Raw genomic sequence first — 23,690 nt, 5'->3', positions numbered from 1 at the left:
TATTTGAGAAAAAACAGCACTTATGTCTAATAAAGAAATGCTATTGCGTTACAGTGCCATTATCAGAAGATTAGAAAAATCACCTGCAACCCTTAAAGAAATTGAATCTGATCTGGAAAAAGAATCAAAGCTTCATGGAGTTGATTTGAAAGTTTCTAAAAAGACTTTTAAGCGAGATTTGGATGCCATAAATTTATTATATAAAAGAAGCATCCAATTTAATTTTTCTAAAAAGAAATATGAAATTGATAAAGTTAAAAATGAACTTTTTAGTGATCGGTTATTAGAGGCTTTTGATACTTATAACGCTTTGAATATAAATGCAGCTTTATCAGAACATCTTGATTTTGAAAAACAGAAACCATTGGGGTTGGAAAACTTTCATGGTTTATTACACGCCATAAAAAACCGATTGCAAGTTAATCTGAACTACCAAACTTTTTGGCATGAAGAACGAAGTTTAAGAAAAACCAATCCTTATTTTTTAAAAGAATTTAAAAACCGCTGGTATTTAATTGCGAAGGACTTGAAAGATAATACCATAAAAACTTATGGTTTGGACAGGATTACCGGAATAGAAATCACCAAAAAGAAATTTACTTATCCTATTAATCAAAATCCCAAAGAAAAATTCCAGCATAGTTTTGGGATCATCGGTTCGATTGATGGTTCAGTTCCTGAAAAAGTTATTTTGTCTTTTACAGTTCAACAGGGGAAATATGTTAAAACTTTGTCTTTGCACCAAAGCCAGGAAATTTTAATTAATAACGAGAAGGAGTTACGCATTCAGTTAAAAGTATATATTGCCTTTGATTTTATTAAAGAGCTGCTTTCTTATGGCGATGGCGTGAAGGTTATAGAACCGGCATCTTTAATTGATGTGGTAAAAGAAGCACATCGAAGAGCGTTTAAATTATATTAGATAGTATTTAACGAATGTGAAAAACTAAATGAATTAGACAATAAATTTAAAGGTAATTTAATATGGAGAAAAACGTACCAGCTGAGTATATAATGTTATCTGATCTTATTGAAATGGAGCTATCAATACCAGATTATCAAAGACCTTACAAATGGAAAGAAAAAAATATAGTACAGCTACTCGATGATATTTGGGATAGCCAACATAAAGGAAAAGAAAAATATAGAATTGGAACGGTTATCTTACATAATAACTATAGCAAACTCGATATTGTTGATGGGCAGCAAAGGTTAGTAACTATTACCCTAATTCTAAATTATTTAGGTGAAAAAGGGATGCGATTATTAAATGAGGAATTTCCTCATGCTGATTCTATATATAATATAAGAAACAATGATGCGAGGGTCAAAGAATGGTTCAGTAGTTTTAATGATGTTCAAAAATCAAAATTTAAAGAATATCTTTTAACAAGCTGTGAATTTGTTAAAATTGAGTTAGATGATATTTCAGAAGCCTTTCAGCTATTTGATTCTCAGAATGCAAGAGGAAAAGCACTTGAACCTTATGATTTGCTAAAAGCGTTTCATCTTCGCGAGATGGAGAGCAATACTTCAGAAGAACGTTTAAATTGTGTAGTTGAATGGGAGAAAGCAGCAAATGTGGGCTTACTAAACAATTTAGCTAAGTATATATATCGTATAAGAAAATGGGCTAAAGGTGAAAATGCCGGTTCTTTCAAAAAGGATGACATTGATGAATTTAAAGGGATGAACCTGAATAAATATAAAAATTATCCCTATTTAAGATTATATATGTTAAACGATGCACTTGTCAAGCAACATTCCAACGATTCTATGTATGAATCTTTTGGTTTAAAAGTTCAATTTCCTTTTCAATTAACCCAAATGATAATAAATGGAAAACGTTTTTTTGAATATGTAGCATTTTACTCTGATTTATATGCTAAGCTTTTCACGGATAATAATTCTGAATTCTATAGTTTTTACAAAAAACATTGTTTGTATAAATTGTGCAATAGAACTGGTGACACTTATGTAAGAGAAATGTATGAAGCATCTGCACTACACTATATCGATAAATTTGGAGAAGGAGAAATAAACTTCGCCGAAATATCAAAGATATTTTATAAATGGGCATACACTCTTCGTTTGATGCAGAACAGAGTTAGTTATTCTTCCATTGATAAATACATTCGGGAGAATGAGAATATATTTAAAAGAATAAATGGCGCTTATTATCCGAAAGATTTATTAAAACTTCAGCTACCGCAACCGCAACCAATTAAAAAGGAAATTCCAGAAGTACAGGAAGTATTTACCTGCAATAATTAAAATATGCAACCTACAGAACTAACTATTTCCAAACTATTAGGTTCGGATCAATACATTATTCCGCTTTACCAAAGAAATTATGCATGGGGAGTAATTGAAGTTAATCAATTACTGCAAGATGTCTGGGATATGTATAAAGCAAATGCTAATAGTAATTATTATATAGGCACACTGGTAGTGGATAAAAAGAAAGACAATGGTTATTTTGAAATTATAGACGGACAACAAAGACACACAACTATTACTTTAATCAATAGTGTTATTAATGGTAATAGAGAAAAATTTAGTAATGAAGCTATACCAAATTCCAACTTACATTTTGATGCAAGGAAAGAAATAAAAAGTTTTATAGGCAGCTTGTTTACTAACTATGAAAATGCAAAACAAGTAAATGCAGATAGAGATTTCGGCTTACCAAAAATAAAGGAAGCTGTTCGGACTATTGAAAGCTTTTTTACCATAAAAGAAAAAGAGGGGTTCGATAATTATTTTAACTATTTCTATAATAAGGTAAAGATAATACGGATTGAAGTTCCACCAGATACTGATATTAACCATTATTTCGAAATAATGAATAATAGAGGAGAACAGCTTGAAAAGCATGAACTATTGAAAGCGAGGTTTTTATCAACTATAGATGCAGAACTTAGAGAGAAATTTGCTTTGATTTGGAATGCCTGCTCCCAAATGGACAGACCAATTCAAAGCTGCTTTAATCCGGATAAAAGAAAGGAAATATTTGGTGGAAACTACGATGGAATACCTGAAAATTATTTAAAGCTGATAGAAAGCATTAAAGACGAAAGTACGTTAGCAACAAACAAGGATAATACGTTATCCAACCTTTTACAAAAAAACGAAAATTTAAAACCGAATACAGAAGAGACAGTCACGGAAGATAAATATAAATCAGTTGTCGATTTCCCCAATTTTTTGCTACAAGTTTTAAGCATTCAAATTTCAGGTGTTATAGTAGCATTAGATGATAAAAAATTATTGGACGAGTTCGGCTATACGAATAAAATAGCAGGAAGAAAATTACCTCCTGCTATTGAATTTATAAATTCATTATTAAAGTATCGAACGCTATTTGATAAATATATAATTAAAAGAGAAGAAGCAAATGATGATTGGGGATGGAAGCTATCACAACCGAAGAATTCTGATGGAATCCTTTCTTATAAAAATACTTTTAGTAAAGATAATACTGAAGATGCATTCGAGAACAAAGAATTTATAATGGTTCAATCGATGTTACAAGTTTCGTTTCCTGGGAATAATAATAAAAATTGGCTAAAAGAAATTCTGATTTTTTTTCAAAAAAAAGAATTCAAAATTTTTGATAAAGAGTTTTTAGAAGAATTAAATAATATTGCTAAGAGGAGGTTTAAAGAATCAAAAAAATTAGGATATAATAACGGAACGAGTACTCACAGATATTTGTTTAATTATTTAGACTATCTTTTGTGGAAGGAGTATAATAACCCGAACGTTAAATCAAATATTCCTTTTGACAATAGTAGATTTAACAGTTTCAGATTTACTCAAAACAATTCTGTAGAGCACTTGCATCCTCAAAAAGATATCCATAGCTTAAAAATAATTGAAAGTGAAACTAATGAGGAATTTGAAAGCGAAAAAAAAATCCTTGATCATTTCGGAAACCTTTGTTTAATAAGTCAAAGCAGTAATTCTAAATATAGTGATTATAATTTTCATGCAAAGAAGGAACAGTTTAATAAAAAGCAATCAGTGGAAAGTTTAAAACAACAAATTATGTTTTCTTACAGCGTTAATGATTGGAATACAGACCAGATCAAAAAGCATGGAGAAGAAATGATTTTATTATTGGAAAATAGTATAAAAAACTAAAAACTTATCTTTGCCGCCGCTAAAACAACAAAAAATGCAAGTTTCCAACCTCGCTCAAAACCTTCATGGTTCTGAGATCATCAAAATTGCCGGCGAAATCAACGAACTGAAAAAGAAAGGCGAGCAGATTGCTAACCTCACCATCGGCGATTTTGATTCGGCCATTTTCCCGATCCCGGATAAATTACAGCAATTGATCATCAAAGCTTACGAAGCACATCAAACCAATTATCCGCCGGCAGACGGCGTTTTAGATTTGCGCGAAAGTGTTTCTGCATTTTTAAAATCGCGTTTTGGATTGGAATATAATGCCCAGGAAATCCTGATTTCCGGTGGCTCCCGCCCGCTTATTTATGCCATCTATCTGGCTTTGGTAAATGAAGGCGAAAAAGTGGTTTTTCCGTCGCCATCCTGGAACAATAACCATTACTGCGATTTGTTAAAGGCCGAAGCGGTTATTGTACCAACCCAACCGGAAAATAATTTTATGCCAACGGCAGACGACTTGCGGCCGCATGTAAAAGGCGCTGCACTGCTTTCTTTATGTTCTCCGTTAAACCCAACCGGAACGATGTTTTCCAAAGAAGACCTGGAAGCGATCTGTGACCTGGTGATTGAAGAAAACAAAAGCCGGAGCAAGAGCGAAAAACCGTTGTACATTTTGTACGATCAGATCTATTCGCAGTTAACTTTCGGCGATCATGAACATTTTAACCCGGTTTCTTTACGTCCGCAATTGCGCGATTATGTGGTTTTTGTGGATGGCAGTTCTAAATGTTTTGCTGCAACCGGCGTGAGGGTTGGCTGGGGGTTTGGCCCGGCACCGATCATCAATTACATGAAAGCCATTGTTGGCCACATGGGTGCCTGGTCGCCAAAACCGGAGCAGGTTGCCATGGCAAAATTTCTGAAAGAGGACGAAGCGGTCGGATCTTATCTGACTACCTTCAAACAAAATATTCAAAAAAGCCTGGAAACTTTATACCATGGCTTCATCAGCTTAAAAGAAAAAGGTTTTGCGGTAGATGCCATTACACCGATGGGCGCTATTTACTTAACCCTTCAAATTGATTATTCCGGAAAAACCACGCCTGCCGGGCAAGTTCTTCAAACTTCAACCGATATTAATTTTTACCTGATAAAAGAAGCACAGGTGGCTTTGGTTCCGTTTTCTGCTTTTGGCGCAGACGACGATGTGAACTGGTTCCGTGCTTCGCTTGGGGCAAGCACAGTTGCAGAAATTGAAGCAATACTGCCACGGATTGAAGCGGCTTTAGCACGGTTGGTTTAGTTACGGGTTGCCTGTTGCCGGTTCGCGTTGTCATCCCGACGATAGGAGGGATCTTCATCGAATAATGCAGGATGGAGCCACTTTGAAGAAGATTTCTCCTATCGTCGAAAAGACAACGCACCCATTTTTACCCGGTAAAAGAAGCATCAAAGAGAAACCCATAACAGGCAACCCGCAACCCAAAACCCGCAACCGATCTAAGCTGCCTTACTAATATATTTTACCAAACTCCTTTTGGCAACGGGCAGCAAAGTTTGCTCCAGCGGAAAAGAAATATCGCAGGCAACCTGGTAAACCGCCGGATTGGGCAACTGCTTCCGGCTGTTGATCAGATCAATTTTAATGGATTCCGGCGTATGCACAAAGCTTAAGCTATAATTGGCAATATAAGCCGTGTTGATGCCGCGGTATTGATCGTCTTTCCCTTCAAAAACAGTAATCCGGTATTCGTAAACGTGCAGGCCTTTTTCATCTCCGTTGCGGATAAATAAGTAGCCATAATCTGGCACCAGCGGTACAAGCCCGATAGCATCAATCAGCAGGCGCGTTTCTACAAAATCGTAAATTTCTTTTCCCTGCTGCAAAGCCGGGTTCATTTTCTCCAAAGAAAAAGTGATAATCTGCTCAATTTCCTGCATTACATAATCATCTTTCACCATTTTCTCGTACGTCAATTTCAAGGCATCAAAATCAGCTTTGGTTAAACGCTGCGGAAAATTTTGCTGCATCAATACTTTATTGTTTTTAAAATGCAGTAAGTTATTGTAATGAAAAACAAGATCGCCCAGGTCAGGGTATAGCTGGCTACTGCGGAAATGCTTGTTAATATGTTGCAGGTAAGCCAGCAAAACATATTTTTTGTGCTCAAAATCAATCGAGCCTTCAATAAACCAGTTGATACCTAACGCCTTCATTTATTGCTCCTTTCAAAACCAAAAGTTAAATAAAAAATTACATTTTTGCAATGATGACTAAAGGAACCTTATTTTTAATTCCTGTACCGCTTGCTGATGAGGCGGCTTTAAAATCTTTTACGCCTTTTTTAAAGGAAAAGATTAATTCTATCAACGAATATATTGTTGAGAACGAAAAAACTGCGCGAAAATTTTTAAAAGAAGCAGGATTAAGAACGGCGCAGGGAGATTTAACCCTGCACGATTATGGCAAGCACCAGCGCGGCGGCAGTTTGTCGTACTTTTTTGGTGGATTGGAGGCCGGAAAAGATGTTGGTTTAATGAGCGAAGCCGGCTGCCCAGGCGTTGCCGATCCGGGAGCGGATTTGGTGGCCGAAGCACATCGCAGAGGAATTAAAGTAGTTCCGCTGGTTGGGCCGAGTTCTATTTTGCTGGCTTTGATGGCTTCCGGTTTTGACGGGCAGCGTTTTGCTTTCCACGGTTATCTGCCGATCGATAAAGCAGAACGTTCCCGGAAAATTAAAGAACTGGAAGGCTTATCAGAACGTTATCAGCAAACACAAATTTTTATCGAAACACCTTTTCGTAATAATCAGTTGATGGAAGAGGTGTTAAAAAGCGCCCATCCAAAAACACTTCTCTGTATCGCTTGTAATTTAACTGCTGCGGATGAAACGATTTACACCAAAGATATAGCTGAGTGGAGAAAACAAGCGCCCGATCTGCATAAAAAACCAACAATTTTTCTGCTGAACCGATCGTAGAGGCTGGTTGAGTTCATGTTTGAAAAAACTACAATGCTTCTTTTAGGGCATAAAAATTGGTGTTGAAAGCCTCACCCCAACCCTCTCCAAAGGAGAGGGAGCCATCGTTTGTTACCTTTCTATTGTTTAGAAAAGTCTGCTTCAGGCTTCTCCTTTGAAGGGGGTTAGGGGGATGATTTATAGTGATACCGGTACTAAAATCATCCTGAAAAAAATAATCACAAGCAGCTTCTCCACAAAAACAATCAGGGTTAATGTTTTTTTATGATAAAAGAAGCATTAAAAATATAAAGCAAAGTGTAAAAGGCTTTAATTTGAAACTGAAAAAGCAATTCAATTCAGATAAAAAGCCAACAATTCTGCTGCTGTACCGTTTCTAAAAAATGATTCCTGCCGAAAGTCATTATCCTGTTTTAATTGTAGGCGCTGGGCCTTCGGGCCTGATGATGGCCGCACAGTTACTTCGCCATGGCATACAACCCTTAATTATCGATAGTAAAAAAGGGCCGACAGACCAATCGCGTGCATTAGCTGTACAGGCACGATCGATGGAAATTTACCGGCAAATGGGTTTGGCAGGCCAGGCTTTGCAGGAAGGGATTCAGGCAGAAAGTGTTTCTATTCAAAATGATGAAAAAGAGCTCATACGGCTTTCCCTCCAAAACCTCGGTGTCAATAAAACACTTTTCCCGTTCGTTCACATGCTCGAACAAAGTAAAAACGAACGCTTGCTGCTTGGTTTTCTCACCGTAAAATGTTGTCCGGTTTATTGGAACATTACTTTAACAGGATTTTCGCAGGAAGAAAAAAGTGTAAAGGCAGTTATAGAAAGTGATGGTAAAAGAAGCACGATAACTGCCGATTGGATTATCGGTGCGGATGGCGCGCACAGCAATGTTAGAAAACAACTAAAAATAGATTTTAAAGGCGATGCCTACGCCAATAAATTTTATCTGGCAGATGTAGAATTTGATCAATCTTTTGCAGATAAACAGGTTACTTTAAAAATGGGCAATGCTTCTTTTATCGCCCTTTTTCCGATGAAAGGTGTTAACCGTTTTCGTGTGGTTGCAACTTTGCCAAAAGCATTTGCAGACCGCGAAGAAGTTAGCTTTGCAGATATCGAACCAGATCTTTCTAAAGCTTTACCTGCTGATCTTTCCATTAAAACCTGTCATGCTTTTTCTATTTATAAATTGCATCATCGCATGGCCGAAAATTTTAGGGATAAAAGAAGCTTTTTGATTGGCGATGCTGCGCACATCCATTCGCCGGCAGGCGGACAAGGAATGAATACGGGTTTGCAGGACGCTTATAACCTGGCATGGAAACTGGCGGGCGTGATCAATAACATTTATAAACCTGTAATTTTAGACAGTTATATTGATGAACGGATGCCGGTTGCTAAAAAGCTTCTTGCTACCACCGACAAGCTTTTTAATGTGATCAATTCTCAAAATGTATTAAACCGTTTTTTTAGAAATCACATTTTTCCGAAGCTAATCAGCTATTTCTGGAAACGGGAAAGCTTTCGCGAGTTTGGCTTTAAAACGATTTCGCAAATCGGCATTGATTACCGCAGCAGTAAAATCAACCTAAACCTAAGCAAGGCCGGAAATGTTAAAGCCGGCGACCGTTTGCCTTTTATTAAGATTTTTGACGAGAAAAAGCAGCAGGAAACCGATCTGCACGAATGGTGCGCCAAGCCCGGATTTACTTTTATAGCTTTGGGAAAATTGAAGGAAAATGATTTATTTAACCTGGCCAGATGGATTACCCAAAATTATCCGCAGTTAAACTTCTTTTACCTGCCTTTTTCTGCAAAAAATAAAAATGTTTTTGATTGTTTTGAGATGAAGGCAGATCAGCGGAAAGCCATCATCGTTCGGCCTGATATGTATATTGGGTATTTAAATGATACGATTCATGTTGATCTGATCGGCCATTATTTAGAACAGGTGGCCGGCTGCATTAAGCCCCAAAAAGCATAGGTAAAAGAAGCATAGCCTATTGTCGTAAGAAAGGCAAGTCCTCTCCTTTGGAGAGGATTTAGGTGAGGCAAAAAAAACAGGCATAAAAGAAGCATTGGTTGTAGTTGTTATCCCGAACGAAGTGAGAGATTTTATTCAAAGCGAAAGAAACTAACTATGAAGTTGTTTAATTTTTTTTTCTGGCCTTCTTTTTTTGAGGCCGATGCTTCTTTTATCACCTAAAAAATGTTAACTATTGTTTTTTTATTGATTAAATGTAAACACCAATTTTTACCCGGTAAATCACTAACAGACCTATAAGGTTTTCAAAACCTTATAGGTCTGTTAGTGATTATATACAAACACCAATTCTACCAGGTAAAAATTCATTAAGTAAAACTATTTGATGAAGGTTCCTCCCTGCGGAATGACAAAAGGCTCTTCTAACCGTGGATCGTTTCGGTTTTGCCGTAGTTCTGTACAACCTGCGCTTCATATTCCAGGAAAGTTTTCCAGCGACTGTCAACATCAATAGTTGTTGCGTATTTTTTAGCCAGGCGGATAAACATGGAATAATGCGTTGCTTCGCTTACCATTAATTCGTGGTAAAAAGCAGAAAGTTCGGCATCGTTTATATGTTCCGACATTACTTTAAACCGTTCACAGCTCCGCGCTTCAATCATTGCCGAAAACAGTAAACGGTCTATCAGTTGTGCTTCGCGGCCTCCGCCTTTAATAATAAATTTTGCCAGTTCGTTTACGTAATTATCTTTTCGCTCTCTGCCTAAAACAAACCCCCGTTGCAAAATCAAATCGTGTACGCGTTTAAAATGGTCCAGTTCTTCCTGTGCCAGCATCACCATTTCCTGAACTAATTCTGATAAATTCGGGTTTTGGACAATCAAAGTAATGGCATTGCTTGCTGCTTTTTGCTCGCAAAACGCATGATCTGTTAAAATTTCTTCAATATTACTTTGCACAACGTTTGTAACCCATTGCGGATCGGTGGGCAGTTGTAGTTTCAGGATGGTTTTCTCGCTCACAAAGGCAAAGATAAAAGTTTATCTTTTAGCAGGCTAACAAAGTCGGCGTTATCATTTCGGCGCAGGGAAAAACCTTCTTTCAAAATAATGGGTTAAACTACTTAGAAGAAGGTCCCTCCTAACGTCGGGAATGACAAAAACAACCAGGAATACAGGGCAAGATCAATCAGGTTCTGCTTCCTTTTTCTCTACTGCTGTTTGCTGCAATCGGGTTTGGGCATATATTGCCTTGGTTAGTTTGGTTAATTGATCGGAAAATTGGGCGAATTCATTTGCCTGCAAAGTTTTAATGGTTATGCCTTTGGCAGACAGGGCAAACATAAACCAGTTCCATAGCTCTTCCTGTGCAGGCGTATAAGGTGTGGCGGGAAAAAAAATATCAGCAATCTCTTCGAGTGCGTTGAGGTCTGTTTGTTTTACGGATTCTTTTATAACTTCCATCATTTGTAAAATAAAAAAGCAAGTTACCCCGGGCTTTTGATGTACCGAACCACCGCAAGGTTGTGTTTTACAATATAAAAAGGTTGTTTAAAACAAAAGCTTAAATTGATTATATTTGAAGGTATGGCAGAAACACTTCACATTGGCAAGAAAATTAGCCGCATCCGGGAACTGCGGGGAATGAAACAAGATGCCCTTGCGGCCGGGTTAGGCATCAGTCAGCAAGCTATATCCAAACTGGAACAAAGTGAAAATGTGGAAGATGAAACGCTGGAAAAAGTTGCCAAAGTTTTGGAGGTAACAGCAGATGCCATTAAAAACTTTAATGAAGAAGCTGCTATAAATTATTTCAACACTTTCCAGGATAACAGCTTTAGCAATAGCAGTTATGTGCTCAATGCCCAAAGTTGCAATTTTAACCCTTTGGATAAACTGATTGAAAATTACGAAGAAAACCGGAAACTATACGAGCGTTTACTGCAAAGCGAACGTGAAAAGAACGAGCTTCTGCTAAACCAGTTAAAAAACAGGTAATAGTTGTTAAAGCTGTTTAAATTTAAAGCTGATTCTTTTATATCCGGAATGATAATGCTTCTTTTAGCACTATAAAATTGGTATTGCCGTTAGCCCACAACATCAGTAACTACTTGCTGGTTTAATTGATAATCGTTTTATATCAATTATTCATCATCATTATCATCAAGGCCTGGATTGTTAGATAAAAGCCGGGCATGGTGATGGATGGTAAGAATTTGGATTTTTGTATAATTTGATGAAATATTATAAATAATACGATAATTCTTATAAACTATTTCTCTTGTTAGCTCATCGCCTTTTTCATAAAACTGATGCCCTAAGTATAAATTTGATTTAAGTTTTTTAACTTCTTGCCGTATTTCGTTTATTTCTTTTTGTGCATAGCGCAAAGAATTTTTACTGATAAAAGTGAATATTTCCTGCAAATCAATTCTGGCTGTTCTTGTGTAAATTACTGTTGCAGCCATGAATCAATTTCTCTATCAATTTCTTCTTCAGTATAAAACTCACCATTTTTAATTTGCTGTTGGGCTTTTTCAATTTTTTGCAGCAAAATTACCTCTTCAACTAAATCATCAACTGAAAAGGTTTCGGGCATGTGGTTAATCAGCTCCTGTACTCTTTCTTTAGTCAGCATAAGTTTTTCTTTTTATAAAGTATTTCAATGGTTACAAGTCTTCGTTTAGCCATTCTTTTTTAAATTCTTCCCAATCTTGTCCTAAGCCTCTGTTAGATTCTTCAAGTGCCTGGTCAATTTTAGCAGTAAGTTTTATTTGATCAACTACCTCATCTACATCAATTTCATCTGGCATATAATGAAGTAAATGAAGTATTTTTTCTTTTGCAATTACCATAAACTTTCTCTTTTTATAAAGATAACGAATTTACCGGTACAAATTTTTACTCTCAATAAATTCCAACACCGCATCTGGCAAAAAATATTGTACATTCTTTTTCTGGGCGATGGATTTACGGATAAAAGTAGAAGAAATTTCTATCAACGGCGTAGAGGTAATGGTTACAGATGGATGCGCGCTTAATGCTGCATTTTCAAAACCTGGCCTCGGATAAACGTAAATTTGGTAATCGCGCAGCAAAATTTCGTAGTTTTTCCATTTCTGTAAAGAGTTCAGGTTATCAGAACCCATAATCAGCGCAAACTGGTGATTAGGGAATTTTTCCTGCAAATGCGTTAACGTGTCAATGGTGTAGGAAGGGCGCGGCAGTTTCAGTTCTATATCACTTACATCAATACAATCCGAGTTTTCTGTTGCCAGTTTGGCCATTTCCAGCCGGTCATAAGTATTAATTAAATCGCTTGCTTTTTTTAGAGGATTATGCGGAGATACAACGAGCCAGACTTTATCCAGGTCAGTATGGCTGGCCATATAACTGGCAATAATTAAGTGGCCGGTATGTATGGGATTAAAAGAGCCAAAAAACAAACCAATCTTCATGCTTCTTTTATCAGGTAAAAATGGTTAACGGCCAATAAAATCCGAAACCAGTTTTTCGGCTTCTTTGCAGGCTGTTTCCAGGTCGTGATTTTTTAAAATTACATCAAACTGCGGTGCGTAGTTCAGTTCTTTTTCGGCTTTAGCGTAACGCTCTAATAATTTTTCTTCACTATCTGTTCCGCGTCCGCTCAACCTTTCAATCAGCACTTCCAGTGATGGCGGCTGTACAAATATGGCCAGTGCCTTTCCGTCATACTTTCTTTTTAAATGCAGGCCACCAATTACATCAATATCAAAAATAACATGTTTGCCTTTGTCCCAGATCCGTTCAATTTCTTTACGGAGCGTTCCATAAAAAGTGCCCGAATAAACTTCCTCAAACTCTACAAATTCTTTTTGGGCAATGCGGTGCAAAAACTCTGTTTGCGATATAAAATAATAATCCTTTCCATGCTGTTCATCTCCGCGCGGGTGGCGTGTAGTGGCAGAAATGGAAAACTCCAGATCATCAAATTTAGTTAATAAATGATGCACAATAGTAGTTTTGCCGGCTCCGGAAGGTGCAGAAAATATGATGAGTTTGCCGTTTTGGTTCATAGGTTTTAGTTGATGGTTAATGGTCTATTGTTGATAGTAGATGGTTGATAGTAGCCTCTATAAACCATCTACTATTATCTAATAACTATTAACTAAAGCACATTCAGCAATTGTTCTTTAATCTTTTCCAGTTCTTCTTTCATGCCAACCACTAATTTTTGTATGGTTGCATGGTTTGCTTTAGAACCCAGCGTGTTTACTTCGCGGCCAATTTCCTGAGCAATGAAACCTAATTTTTTACCGTTTGCATCTGCGCTTTTTAGTGTTTCCAGAAAATAATCACAATGTGCTTTTAGCCTGATTTTTTCTTCTGTAATATCCAATTTATCAATATAATAAATCAGTTCCTGCTCAAAACGGTTCTGGTCGATGTTTTCGCGGCCAACAGCTTCGGTTAAAAAATTATTTAAACGTTCTTTAATGGTGATAATCCTTTCCGATTCGGCTGTTTCTACCTGGGCTAAATTTTCAAGAATATGGCCAATACGAAGCTTGAGGTCTGTTTCGAGTACTTTTCCTTCATCTGCCCGGAACTGCTGGAACGCATCCACTGCTTTTTTAAAAAGCTGCATGACCGTTTTCCATTCATCTTCTGATGCTTTTTCTTCCTGATATTTCACTACATCCGGTAAACCCATAGCTAATTGTAACAAGTTATCAGCAGGCTGGTTAACTTTTGTACTTACTTGTTTTAGCTGCTCTAAATATTGCTGAAGCAAAACTACATCAATACCTAATGCGGCACTTTTAGATTCGTTTTGTTCTGCATTGATGCTTAGGTTTACTTTGCCGCGATCAATTAACCGGCTGCACTCATTACGTAATTCAAACTCTTTATCAGAAAAAGCACGGGGAAGTTTGATAGACAGCTCCAGGAATTTGCTGTTGAGGGACTTTATTTCAACTGTATATTTTACGTTGCCCAGGTCCTGGCTTATCAACCCAAAACCCGTCATTGATTTAATCATCTGCAAAGATAAAAATTAATCAGCACGGCTAAAGTGTTAAAAAAACTAAGCATAAAAATGATACGATGCTGTTTTTATCACCCTAAAATTGATAATTAACATAGTTTAACGCTTAGTTACTGATGCTTTTGGTAAGTTTACTTCGATGTTTAGAATTGTTTTTTCCGGCACAAGGTTTATGCTGATTTTGGCTTGTATTTGTGGTTCTTGCCCTGTTTTTGCCCAGCAGGGATTTTTGCTGAAAGGCGTTCTCTTTCAAAAACAAAACGGACAGCATGTAGCAAATGCACTCATTTTAAACAGAACTAATAAAATTACGGTTGCCAGTAATGATTTAGGCGCCTTTAACATAAAAGCTGCTGTTGGCGATACGTTAAGAATATTTAAAAAGGATTATACAGAATACATTTTTACAGTTATCGATCAGAAAGATGTAGTTATACAGCTTTCGCCGGTTATTCAACTAAATGAAGTTAAAATTGTAGGACAAACAAAAAAGCAGGAACTGGACGAAGGCATGCGGGCCTATCGGGGCCAGGGTTCATTTTACAACGGCAAACCACCTGCGCTTTCTTTTCTAACTTCGCCAATAACAGGATTATACGAACTTTTTGGGAAAACACCAAAACAGGCAAAGCATTTTCAGGAGTTTTCCAAGAATGAAACTGAACAAATAAGCATCGACAAGCGCTTTAACCAAAACGTAATTAAGCAAGTTACAGATTTGAAGGAAGAACAGATCCAGCCGTTTATGGAAAGTTACCGGCCTTCTTTCGATCAATTAAATGCCTGGAACGATTACGATTTAATTAATTATATCAAAAAATCAGCACAAGGTTTTAAAGAAGGGAAAGGTTTGCCGCCACTAAAAAAACTATACTAAAAGAAGCATCCTTGTCATTTCGGCCAAAGGGAAAAGTCTTCTTCGACAAGTTTTACTTAATGATTTTTGTTTGATAAAAGAAGCATGAATTTTAACCGCACTGTCATTTGCCAACGGGAGAAATCTTCAAAAGTACAGTGCCGCTAAAAATATGTAATTTCGAAAATCAAATTCCTAAAGCTTCGCAGGCTTTTTCGGCTGCCAGCTTTTCGGCTGTTTTTTTGTTGAATTCTTTTCCGCTGCCAAATATCTCGCCATCTATGCTGGCCTGAACGGTAAAAAGTTTTGAGCTTTCGCCCTGTTGGTTGCTTGTGAGTTCAAAAGTAATATCTTTACTATGGCGCTGGCACCATTCAATCAGTTTACTTTTGAAATTGGTTTCCGTGTTTTCAAGCTTATGAATATCTACATGCGGTTTAATGATGCGTGTAGCTAAAAACTCTTTGGTAAAATTGTAGCCTTTATCTAAGTAAACGGCGCCTATCAAAGCTTCAAAAGCATCGCCTAATAATGAACTTTGTCGGCTGGTATTGATAACGCGGTTATCAAACTCTACCAATTGCTCAAAACCAAGTTTACGGCCAAGTTGGTTCAGGTTGATGCGGCTTACAATTTTAGAACGAAGCTCTGTTAAAAAGCCTTCATCTTCGTAAGGGTACATTTTAAACAGGATTTCTGCCACAACAGAACCTAAAACAGCATCACCCAGAAATTCCAGCCTTTCGTTGCTGTTTTTAACACCTTTTTTTACAACTTGCGCAACAGATTTATGGCGGAAAGCCAAACGGTACAGCATTAAATTGCCAGGCACAAAACCCAGCAGGTTTTTTAACAGTTTAACGTATTTTCTGTTGGGGGATAAGTAAAGCTTGTAAAACCTTAAAACCGGCATCAACTACTATTCTTCGTATTTTTTGAAAATTACAGAAGCATTATGGCCGCCAAAGCCAAATGTATTGCTTTGGGCAGTACGCACTAAGCGTTTTTGCGCCTTGTTAAAAGTAAAGTTTAACTGAGGGTCAAACTCCGGATCGTCAGTAAAGTGATTGATGGTAGGAGGGACAATATCGTTTTTTACGGCCAGAATAGAAGCAATAGCCTCGATGGCACCTGCAGCACCAAGCAAATGGCCCGTCATAGATTTGGTAGAACTGATGTTTAATTTATAAGCATTGTCACCAAATAAACTTACAATAGCTTTTGTTTCGCTGATGTCACCAAGCGGGGTAGAAGTACCGTGAACATTGATGTAATCAATATCACTGGTGGTTAAACCGGCATCTGTTAAAGCATTTGTCATTACCAAACGTGCGCCTAATCCTTCCGGGTGAGGGGCGGTAATGTGATTTGCATCAGCACTCATGCCGCCACCAACCATTTCGGCATAAATTTTTGCGCCCCGTGCTTTGGCATGTTCCAGGCTTTCTAAAATTACAGCACCGGAACCTTCGCCTGCTACAAAGCCATCACGGTCTTTATCAAAAGGGCGCGAAGCTGTAGCCGGGTCGTCATTTCGGGTAGATAAAGCATGCATGGCATTAAACCCGCCCATTCCGGCTTCATTAATAATAGCTTCAGAACCACCGGAAATGATAACATCTGCTGTGCCTAAACGAATGTAATTAAAAGAATCGATCAAGGCATTTGTGCCGGAAGCACAAGCCGATACGGTAGAAAAGTTTGGACCGCGCAAACCATATTTAATAGAAATATGGCCGGGCGCAATATCCAGGATCATTTTTGGAATAAAATAAGGATTATAACGCGGCGTACCATCACCTTTGGCAAAGTTAGATACTTCGTCTAAGAACGTTTTTAAACCACCAATTCCGGCGCCCCAGATAACGCCGATACGATTGGTATCCAAGTTTGGAAAATCCAAATCAGCATCCCGAACTGCTTCATCTGCTGCAACCATTGCATAATGAACGAAAGGGTCCATCTTGCGTGCTTCTTTTTTGCCAAAAATATCTTCGGCATTAAAATTTTTTACTTCGCAGGCAAATTTTGTCTTGAATTTTGTGGTATCAAAGCTCTTGATGAAGTTAGCGCCACTTACACCAGCAAGCAAAGCATTCCAGTAATCCGGAACATTATTGCCAATTGGAGTAAGTGCGCCAAGACCTGTTACAACTACTCTTTTTAACTCCATTTAATTAGTAAAAAGCGCTATTATTTAACGTTTTTTTCCAGATAAGCAATGGCCTGGCCTACAGTGCCTATGTTCTCTGCCTGGTCATCTGGAATAGCTACATTAAATTCTTTTTCAAATTCCATGATCAGTTCTACAGTATCTAAAGAATCTGCACCAAGATCATTTGTGAAACTTGCTTCTGGTGTAACTTCGTTTTCGTCAACACCTAATTTTTCTACGATAATTGCTTTTACTCTGGAAGCGATATCAGACATAGTCTTAATTTTTATGGTTAAATAAATCTGTGCAAAGAAAAATAAATTAAATCAAATATCAAACCTAACAAAAAATTTTGCGTCGGTTAAATTTGCTGTAACAAACCTACTGGTTTTACAGGTACTTTTTGCTGTTCTGAGAAAATTAAAAATTATTAATTAAAAGCAGGATAGCATTAAGGTAATAAAGGTTTGATTTGTAATTTAGAATAATTTTATAACCTATTATTTTGAGCAGGAAAATACTAAATTTTGAACTCGACCTTGATTTTATACTGATTGCCATTACTTCGCATTTAAGAGATTATAGATTATGCTACCATATTAATAAGGAGTTGAACTCTGATTTTAGAAAAATAAGCGATTACTGTTTAGATTTATTTGCCGGAAACGAGCCGCTACAGTTTTCGCAGTATTTCTATAAAATTGAAGCTTCGGAAACAGAGTTTTACATCATTTGCAACAAAAGTATGGCGGGGTATCTAATTCCCGAAATGGGGGAAGTTAATTATTTTATGCTTGTTAAAAACCATTTCGATCAGGAAGACCTTGATAATACGTTGTTCCGCTTAAAACATATAAAAGATATAGAAGCGGTTAAGCAGGTAAACCCTAAAGCAATTAAATCAAACGAAAACCTATTATTTTAAACAATTTCGCTTAGTGTAAAAATTACACTAATTTTGTTTGCATAAAAGAAGCATGTAAAAAATTACTATTATTCATTTTTTCGTTTATAACTCTATAAAAAATCTAATCCGTAACATTACAGGTAGCATCATTAAAAAATTAAAACAGAGAAGCCTTCTTTAACACTTCAAAAAATATTTATAACACGAAAACCAAATTATTTTAAATGAAAATTTCGCATAAAAGAACTAAGATAGTTGCCACGCTCGGACCGGCTTCATCACAAAAAGAGATGCTGCTGTCTTTAATCAGGGCTGGGGTGAATGTTTGCCGACTTAACTTTTCTCACGGTAAACAGGAAGACCATCAGGTAGCAATTGATAATATTCGTGCAATTAATGAGCAATATAAACTGAATGTGGGCATTCTGGCAGATTTGCAAGGGCCAAAGATCAGGATTGGTTTGGTTAAAGAAGGTGGCGTTCAGTTAATTAACGGAACTACCATTAACATGACCACTAAAGAATGTGTAGGCGATGAAAACCAGATTTATATTACTTACGAAAACTTTCCAAAAGATGTAGTTGCCGGCGAGATCATTTTACTGGACGACGGTAAGCTGCAAATGCGTGTTAAAGAAACCAATAATAAAGATACTGTTGTTTGTGAGGTTATACATGGTGGTATTTTAACTTCCCGAAAAGGGGTTAACCTGCCTAATACCAAAGTATCTATACCAAGTTTAACGGAAGAAGATCTGCATAATCTGGAATTTGCACTTAAAAACGATGTAGAATGGATTGGTTTATCGTTTGTGCGCACAGAACTGGATGTGATCGATTTAAAACGTGTAATTAGCAAAAGCGGTAAAGTAGCGCGTGTTATTGCTAAAATAGAAAAACCGGAAGCGATTGAGCATATTGATGCGATTATTGAAGTAACTGATGGTGTAATGGTTGCCCGTGGAGATTTAGGGGTAGAAATGCCGATGGAACAAGTTCCGTTATTGCAAAAAATGATTGCCCGCAAATGCCGCGCAGCTTCTAAACCGGTAATTGTGGCTACCCAAATGCTGGAAAGTATGATTACAACACCACGCCCAACCCGTGCAGAAGTTAACGACGTTGCAAATTCGGTTTTAGATGGTGCTGATGCGGTAATGCTAAGCGGAGAAACCTCAGTAGGAGAATTTCCGGTAATTGTAATTGAAACCATGCAAAAGATTATCCGGAATGTAGAAGAAAACGGCTACTTGTTTAATACACCCAAACCGATAAACGAAAAGTCCCCTACTATCTTGTCTGATGCGATTTGTAACGCAGCCGTTATTTTGTCTGAACAAACCAATGCAGCAGGTATTGTAACCATGACTTCGTCTGGTTATACAGCGTTTGAAATTTCAAGCCACCGCCCAAAAGCAAATACTTTTATTTTTACCAGGAACCGCCATTTGCTTAGGACTTTGAGTTTGTTATGGGGTGTAAGGGGCTTTTATTATGATAAATTTGATACCAACTCTACTGATGGTAGTATCCAGGAGATAAATGAAATTTTAAAAAGCCAGAATTTAGTAGAAGGAGGCGATGTAGTGATTAACACAGCAGCTATCCCGATGGAGAAAAAAGGACGTACTAACATGATTAAAGTTAGTATAATCTGATTCTGGTTATAAGTTTTTTATCTGTGAAAAGAGCATTGTTAAATTAGCAATGCTCTTTTTACGTGTATAAAATTTGTTGTTGTTAAAAATTACGAAATAGGTTTTAGGTAGTCATCCCCCTAACGCGCTTCAAAGGGGAAACCTAAAAAATACTTTTTTAACAATAGGAAGCTGAAAGGCAGAATAATAAGGTTAAAATTAGAAAAGCGAAAGGTAACAAACCATGGCTCCCTCTCCTTTGGAGAGGGAGGGGGCGAGGCTTTCAACACAAATTTTTATGCCATAAAAGAAGCATGCGTACATTTCTGCCTGGCTTATCCTTCAATCAAATCTAACAAGCTTTCTGTTTTAATAGGTTTTTCTAAAAAATACTTAACAGAATTATAAGTGCTTATTTTATCAATATAAATTTTATTGATAGAAGATGTAAGTGCACAAATCAAATAATTGTCCTGTACGTTTTTTGGCAAGGTTTCAAACTCTTCTACAAATTCAAACCCATCCATTAGCGGCATATAAATATCCAGGATAATAATATTTTTTCTTGAATCAGCAGGGGTATTAATACCTGTATGGTTTATATAATCGTAAGCCTCTTGCGCACTAAGAAAAGATTTAATATTGAAATTTTTATCTAAAGTTTCTAACCTCTTTTTAATAAGATAGCAATCTTCTTTGCTATCATCAATTATAATAAAATTAATTTTTTGCTGCATCCCGTTATTTTGTAGGTATCGTAATTAAGAAAGTTGTCCCTTCGTCAAAAACAGAGGTTACTTTTATTTCGCCCCCAATTTTAGCTACGGCATCTTTAACGTTATATAACCCGATGCCAGATCCAACTTCTTCTGCTGTGGCCCTGTAAAACATATTAAAAATATCGTCAATATGTTTTTCTTGGATGCCTATTCCATTGTCTTTTATTTGTAAGGTTGCTATTCCGCGCCTTACTTGTATAGCTAACTCTACTAATTTATTTCTGTTGTGTTTCTTCTGATATTTAAAGGCGTTAGAGAGTAAATTGCTAAGTATAATTTTAAGGGACATTTCATCTGTCCTGAAAGTTTCATTCTGTTCAACATGTGCAATAAAATTAATATTTTTCATGTTGGTAGTCATCTTGTAATTATCCGTCTGGTCTTTTACAACATCTTCAAAGTTGACTTCTTTTATTTGCAGCTCGCCTTGTTTTAAACTATAGTAATCATGAATGTTGAGAATAAAAGTATCCAGCTTTTTTACAGACTTTTCCATCAGCCGGAGCATCTCTTTAATCTCTTCAATATCATCAATATACTGGGCAACATCTGCTGCGCCTAAAATACTTAGTAACGGGCCGCGGATATCGTGTGTTACGCTATAGGCAAACTTCTCCAGTTCATTATAAGCTTTTTGTAATTCAATGTTTTTTAAAGATAGCATGGAGTTAACCATGTAAAACTTATTGGCCTGGTCTATACACGATAAAATATCTTCGTTAGTCCAGGGTTTTTTTACATACCTGAAAATATTGCCCCGGTTAATCGAATCGATTACAGATTCAATATCCGTATAGCCTGTTAATAAAATGCGTATAGGTAAAGGGTAAAGGCTTCTTGCTTCTTCAAAAAATTCAACACCTGTTTTATCAGGCATCCGCTGGTCGCAGAATATAATACGTATATCAGGGTTTTTTTCGAGGTGCTGATAAGCCTCGGTACTATTATTAGCTACCAGAATAGTATAATCAACCCTAAAAGAGGCCTTAAAACCGATCAGGTTGTTCACCTCATCATCTAAATACAAAATTTTTATTTTATCAGTCTTGCTCACCTCTTTTTTAAATAGTTGCAGCTTCTTTAAACTGAAGCTGTAATTCTAATATAAACTCTGTTCCTACGCCTTCGGCCGAATTTACGTAAATTTGCCCATTGTGTTTGTTAATAGTATTATAAACTATAGACATACCTAAACCAGTACCTACACCTACATTTTTTGTTGTAAAAAAGGGTTCAAATATTTTCTTTTTGGTCTCCTCACTCATCCCTGTCCCGTTATCTTTTATCTTAATATATAAGTTCTGCTCATCACATTGGGTAGTAATTTCTAAAATACCGCCCGATTGATCGCCAAACTTCTCATTTATAGCAAATACGCCATTAGAAATAATGTTTAAAAATACCTGGTTTAGTTTGCCAGGGTAACAATCAATTGGCGGAATATCACCATAATTTTTAATAACCTGTATTTTACTGCCAATTAAATTGTTGGCTATAATTAAAGTTGATGCCAAACCTTCATTAATATCGGCTTTTTTCAAATCATCCTCATCCAGGCGTGAAAATATTTTTAAGCCCTTTACAATATCAGCCGTTCTGTTAGCGCCTTCATGGATACCATTTAAAAGATGATTAATTTCTATTTTCAGGTAATCCAGGTCGATGTCTTCTTTATAATCCTCAATTTGCTGTTGCTTTTCATCAGTTGAAATGTTAGACAAACCTACAGATTCTATAGTAAAAATGGCATCAACTAATATATCTACATCACGTTTAAGCGGTGCTATGTTTGATGTAACAAAGTTGATAGGGTTGTTTATTTCATGTGCAATACCGGCCGTTAACTGGCCTAAAGAAGCCATTTTTTCTGCTTCTACCAATTGTATTTGTGCTTCTTTAAGATCTGTAAGTGTTTTATTAAGATTATGGTTTGTAGTTACCAACTCATCGGTACGTTCTTCTACCTTACGTTCAAGGGTAATGTTTTGTTCTTTTATTATTCGAGCATTTTCTTGTAGTGCGGATAATGCCTGAGCTTGAGATTCTTCTTTTTCTTTTTTGTAGATGTTGATTTTATCTGCTAAAGCGAAAGAAAGTAAAACTACTTCTAATGCTGATCCTATTTGTAAAGCATAATATGTAAAAGTATTATATGGTAAAATATTAAAATTTCGTAGAACAAAAATTACTACACTAGTAAGGAATATTGACCATGCTATGAAAAAAAATAAGGCAGGTTTATAATTCATTCTTAATATTATATAACTTGTAGCCATAACAGTAATTGATGCAAGGCCTGCATTAATTTGAACCAGTTGTGCCGATAAATGGTAAAATCCCCAAAAACCAAGAGTTAATATTATGAAATAGAATACAATGATTATAGATAGAATACTGTTTAAAATAGGGGTATGTTTTTTTATTAAAATAAATTTTTTAGCAAAAAGTATAGCAAAAACTCCGGAGAATACAGGAGCTACTACAATCATTAAGTTTGCTAAATGAATTGAATTTGGATAAAGAAAACGTGCGGTATAACCTTGTACACTACCTTGAGTAAAACCTACAGATAGTATATATAATACATAAAGAAGGTAAGTATTATCTTTAATTGAAAAATAAACAAAAAGGTTATAAAAAAGCATTACTAAAATAATTCCTGCATAAATTCCAAAGATTAGATCTAATGAATAATTAGATTCTAAAATAGATTTTTCACTTCCTAATAATAGCGGTAGTTGTATTTGTTCAGAAGCTTTTAATTTTAAGAAGTATATTTTACTTTCTTTTGGTTTAATATTTAAATTAAAGGCGTAATTCTGATGATGAAACGTCCTTTTATATATGGGAATATATTCACCTGTATTTTCAACATTAAAAGTACTATCATTTATAACACTTATAAGACTTATACTATCTATTGTAGGATATGGAAGCTCAAGGGTTAAATTATTTAGTTGAGTGTTATTTAATATCTTTAGTTTAATCCAAATCGATGATTTTGTAATTTGAAAATTTGGAATTTTTTGAGAGCTTTTTTTAAATAGTTTTGAAGCTATAACTTCTTTTATTGAAAGTAAATTTTGTTTGTCTTCTAAAATTTCAACTTTATCACTTATGCTGATAAATTTATTAGGATTGTTAAATATGACTATATCCTGTGCATAGGATATAGTTGAAGCGAAAATTAAGAATAAGTATATATAAATAAATTTCATTAAT

The 23,690-nt window shown here is 36.1% G+C and carries 25 protein-coding genes; 10 read left to right on the top strand and 15 right to left on the bottom strand.

The features are described 5' to 3' along the window. Positions 1 to 22 precede the first annotated feature (22 nt). The 4 genes from GO621_RS06920 to GO621_RS06905 all read left to right on the top strand — a co-directional run bounded on the left by GO621_RS06920 (position 23) and on the right by GO621_RS06905 (position 5,437). Positions 23 to 922 (top strand): helix-turn-helix transcriptional regulator, encoded by a 900-nt coding sequence (locus GO621_RS06920; RefSeq protein ID WP_157565460.1) that lies wholly within the window; start codon positions 23 to 25, stop codon positions 920 to 922. Positions 923 to 984: 62 nt separating this feature from the next. Next, on the top strand, positions 985 to 2,274 hold the full coding sequence (locus tag GO621_RS06915) for a DUF262 domain-containing protein (protein ID WP_157565458.1): 1,290 nt from the start codon (positions 985 to 987) through the stop codon (positions 2,272 to 2,274). Positions 2,275 to 2,277: 3 nt separating this feature from the next. Beyond that, entirely contained in the window at positions 2,278 to 4,146 is a 1,869-nt protein-coding gene (locus GO621_RS06910) for a DUF262 domain-containing protein (RefSeq protein WP_157565456.1), read from the top strand. Positions 4,147 to 4,180: 34 nt separating this feature from the next. Next, entirely contained in the window at positions 4,181 to 5,437 is a 1,257-nt protein-coding gene (locus GO621_RS06905) for a pyridoxal phosphate-dependent aminotransferase (RefSeq protein WP_157565454.1), read from the top strand. Between the two features lie 197 nt (positions 5,438 to 5,634). Here GO621_RS06905 and GO621_RS06900 read toward each other — a convergent pair whose 3' ends face one another. After that, a complete protein-coding gene (locus GO621_RS06900; protein WP_157565452.1) occupies positions 5,635 to 6,351 on the bottom strand; it encodes a hypothetical protein in 717 nt (238 codons plus the stop codon). A gap of 53 nt (positions 6,352 to 6,404) precedes the next feature. On the opposite strand from GO621_RS06900, the gene GO621_RS06895 reads away from it, so the two are divergent. Further along, entirely contained in the window at positions 6,405 to 7,115 is a 711-nt protein-coding gene (locus GO621_RS06895; protein ID WP_157565687.1) for an SAM-dependent methyltransferase, read from the top strand. A gap of 383 nt (positions 7,116 to 7,498) precedes the next feature. Continuing rightward, on the top strand, positions 7,499 to 9,106 hold the full coding sequence (locus GO621_RS06890) for an FAD-dependent monooxygenase (RefSeq protein WP_157565450.1): 1,608 nt from the start codon (positions 7,499 to 7,501) through the stop codon (positions 9,104 to 9,106). A gap of 422 nt (positions 9,107 to 9,528) precedes the next feature. On the opposite strand, the gene miaE is transcribed toward GO621_RS06890, so the two are convergent. Then, on the bottom strand, positions 9,529 to 10,128 hold the full coding sequence (miaE, locus tag GO621_RS06885; RefSeq protein ID WP_317163400.1) for a tRNA-(ms[2]io[6]A)-hydroxylase: 600 nt from the start codon (positions 10,126 to 10,128) through the stop codon (positions 9,529 to 9,531). A gap of 162 nt (positions 10,129 to 10,290) precedes the next feature. Continuing rightward, positions 10,291 to 10,572, bottom strand: coding sequence for a hypothetical protein (locus tag GO621_RS06880; RefSeq protein ID WP_157565448.1), 282 nt, complete (start codon positions 10,570 to 10,572; stop codon positions 10,291 to 10,293). Positions 10,573 to 10,692: 120 nt separating this feature from the next. On the opposite strand from GO621_RS06880, the gene GO621_RS06875 reads away from it, so the two are divergent. After that, positions 10,693 to 11,103: a helix-turn-helix domain-containing protein gene (locus tag GO621_RS06875; protein WP_157565446.1), complete on the top strand. Its 411-nt coding sequence runs from the start codon at positions 10,693 to 10,695 to the stop codon at positions 11,101 to 11,103. A 146-nt stretch (positions 11,104 to 11,249) separates the two neighbouring features. Here the strand turns inward: GO621_RS06875 and GO621_RS06870 are convergent, their stop codons facing one another. The 6 genes from GO621_RS06870 to GO621_RS06845 form a co-directional block, all read right to left on the bottom strand. Then, on the bottom strand, positions 11,250 to 11,573 hold the full coding sequence (locus GO621_RS06870) for a type II toxin-antitoxin system RelE/ParE family toxin (protein ID WP_157565444.1): 324 nt from the start codon (positions 11,571 to 11,573) through the stop codon (positions 11,250 to 11,252). Next, on the bottom strand, positions 11,558 to 11,743 hold the full coding sequence (locus GO621_RS06865; protein WP_157565442.1) for a hypothetical protein: 186 nt from the start codon (positions 11,741 to 11,743) through the stop codon (positions 11,558 to 11,560). Before GO621_RS06865 ends, GO621_RS06870 begins: the two co-directional genes overlap by 16 nt. Before the next feature lie 31 nt (positions 11,744 to 11,774). Further along, the gene (locus GO621_RS06860) at positions 11,775 to 11,960 is read right to left on the bottom strand and encodes a hypothetical protein (protein ID WP_157565441.1); all 186 of its coding nucleotides are present in this window, start codon (positions 11,958 to 11,960) and stop codon (positions 11,775 to 11,777) included. 30 nt (positions 11,961 to 11,990) lie between these two features. After that, positions 11,991 to 12,563, bottom strand: a complete 573-nt coding sequence (gene nadD, locus GO621_RS06855; RefSeq protein WP_157565439.1) for a nicotinate (nicotinamide) nucleotide adenylyltransferase — start codon at positions 12,561 to 12,563, stop codon at positions 11,991 to 11,993. A gap of 24 nt (positions 12,564 to 12,587) precedes the next feature. Then, a complete protein-coding gene (gene gmk, locus GO621_RS06850) occupies positions 12,588 to 13,160 on the bottom strand; it encodes a guanylate kinase (protein WP_157565438.1) in 573 nt (190 codons plus the stop codon). Between the two features lie 92 nt (positions 13,161 to 13,252). Then, positions 13,253 to 14,128 carry a YicC/YloC family endoribonuclease gene (locus tag GO621_RS06845; protein ID WP_232335603.1) on the bottom strand — a complete coding sequence of 292 codons (876 nt, stop codon included), beginning with the start codon at positions 14,126 to 14,128 and terminating at the stop codon, positions 13,253 to 13,255. A 145-nt stretch (positions 14,129 to 14,273) separates the two neighbouring features. Between GO621_RS06845 and GO621_RS06840 the strand changes: the two genes are divergently transcribed. Beyond that, positions 14,274 to 15,011 (top strand): hypothetical protein, encoded by a 738-nt coding sequence (locus tag GO621_RS06840; RefSeq protein WP_157565436.1) that lies wholly within the window; start codon positions 14,274 to 14,276, stop codon positions 15,009 to 15,011. A 166-nt stretch (positions 15,012 to 15,177) separates the two neighbouring features. Here GO621_RS06840 and rnc read toward each other — a convergent pair whose 3' ends face one another. Genes rnc through GO621_RS06825 form a run of 3 tightly spaced genes read right to left on the bottom strand, consistent with a single transcriptional unit; the run spans position 15,178 to position 17,420 of the window. Then, positions 15,178 to 15,903: a ribonuclease III gene (rnc, locus tag GO621_RS06835; protein ID WP_157565434.1), complete on the bottom strand. Its 726-nt coding sequence runs from the start codon at positions 15,901 to 15,903 to the stop codon at positions 15,178 to 15,180. A 6-nt stretch (positions 15,904 to 15,909) separates the two neighbouring features. Next, positions 15,910 to 17,163, bottom strand: coding sequence for a beta-ketoacyl-ACP synthase II (fabF, locus tag GO621_RS06830; RefSeq protein WP_157565432.1), 1,254 nt, complete (start codon positions 17,161 to 17,163; stop codon positions 15,910 to 15,912). 20 nt (positions 17,164 to 17,183) lie between these two features. Continuing rightward, positions 17,184 to 17,420 (bottom strand): acyl carrier protein, encoded by a 237-nt coding sequence (locus tag GO621_RS06825; protein WP_157565430.1) that lies wholly within the window; start codon positions 17,418 to 17,420, stop codon positions 17,184 to 17,186. A 230-nt stretch (positions 17,421 to 17,650) separates the two neighbouring features. On the opposite strand from GO621_RS06825, the gene GO621_RS06820 reads away from it, so the two are divergent. Together GO621_RS06820 and pyk are read left to right on the top strand one after the other, a co-directional pair. Beyond that, positions 17,651 to 18,070 (top strand): IPExxxVDY family protein, encoded by a 420-nt coding sequence (locus GO621_RS06820; protein ID WP_157565428.1) that lies wholly within the window; start codon positions 17,651 to 17,653, stop codon positions 18,068 to 18,070. Between the two features lie 206 nt (positions 18,071 to 18,276). Further along, on the top strand, positions 18,277 to 19,710 hold the full coding sequence (pyk, locus tag GO621_RS06815; RefSeq protein WP_157565426.1) for a pyruvate kinase: 1,434 nt from the start codon (positions 18,277 to 18,279) through the stop codon (positions 19,708 to 19,710). A 314-nt stretch (positions 19,711 to 20,024) separates the two neighbouring features. Here pyk and GO621_RS06810 read toward each other — a convergent pair whose 3' ends face one another. From GO621_RS06810 to GO621_RS06800, 3 genes are read right to left on the bottom strand one after another with little or no spacing between them, the layout of a single operon-like run. Next, complete coding sequence (locus tag GO621_RS06810; RefSeq protein WP_157565425.1) at positions 20,025 to 20,426, bottom strand: response regulator; 402 nt, start codon at positions 20,424 to 20,426, stop codon at positions 20,025 to 20,027. A gap of 4 nt (positions 20,427 to 20,430) precedes the next feature. Next, positions 20,431 to 21,522 carry a hybrid sensor histidine kinase/response regulator gene (locus tag GO621_RS06805; protein ID WP_317163399.1) on the bottom strand — a complete coding sequence of 364 codons (1,092 nt, stop codon included), beginning with the start codon at positions 21,520 to 21,522 and terminating at the stop codon, positions 20,431 to 20,433. 7 nt (positions 21,523 to 21,529) lie between these two features. Then, positions 21,530 to 23,686: a sensor histidine kinase gene (locus GO621_RS06800; protein ID WP_157565421.1), complete on the bottom strand. Its 2,157-nt coding sequence runs from the start codon at positions 23,684 to 23,686 to the stop codon at positions 21,530 to 21,532. Positions 23,687 to 23,690 lie beyond the last annotated feature (4 nt).

The organism is Mucilaginibacter arboris (assembly GCF_009754915.1).
GTDB lineage: Bacteria > Bacteroidota > Bacteroidia > Sphingobacteriales > Sphingobacteriaceae > Mucilaginibacter_A > Mucilaginibacter_A arboris.
Note: the sequence above shows the minus strand (reverse complement) of the source record. Positions and strands in the feature narration are given on the sequence as shown.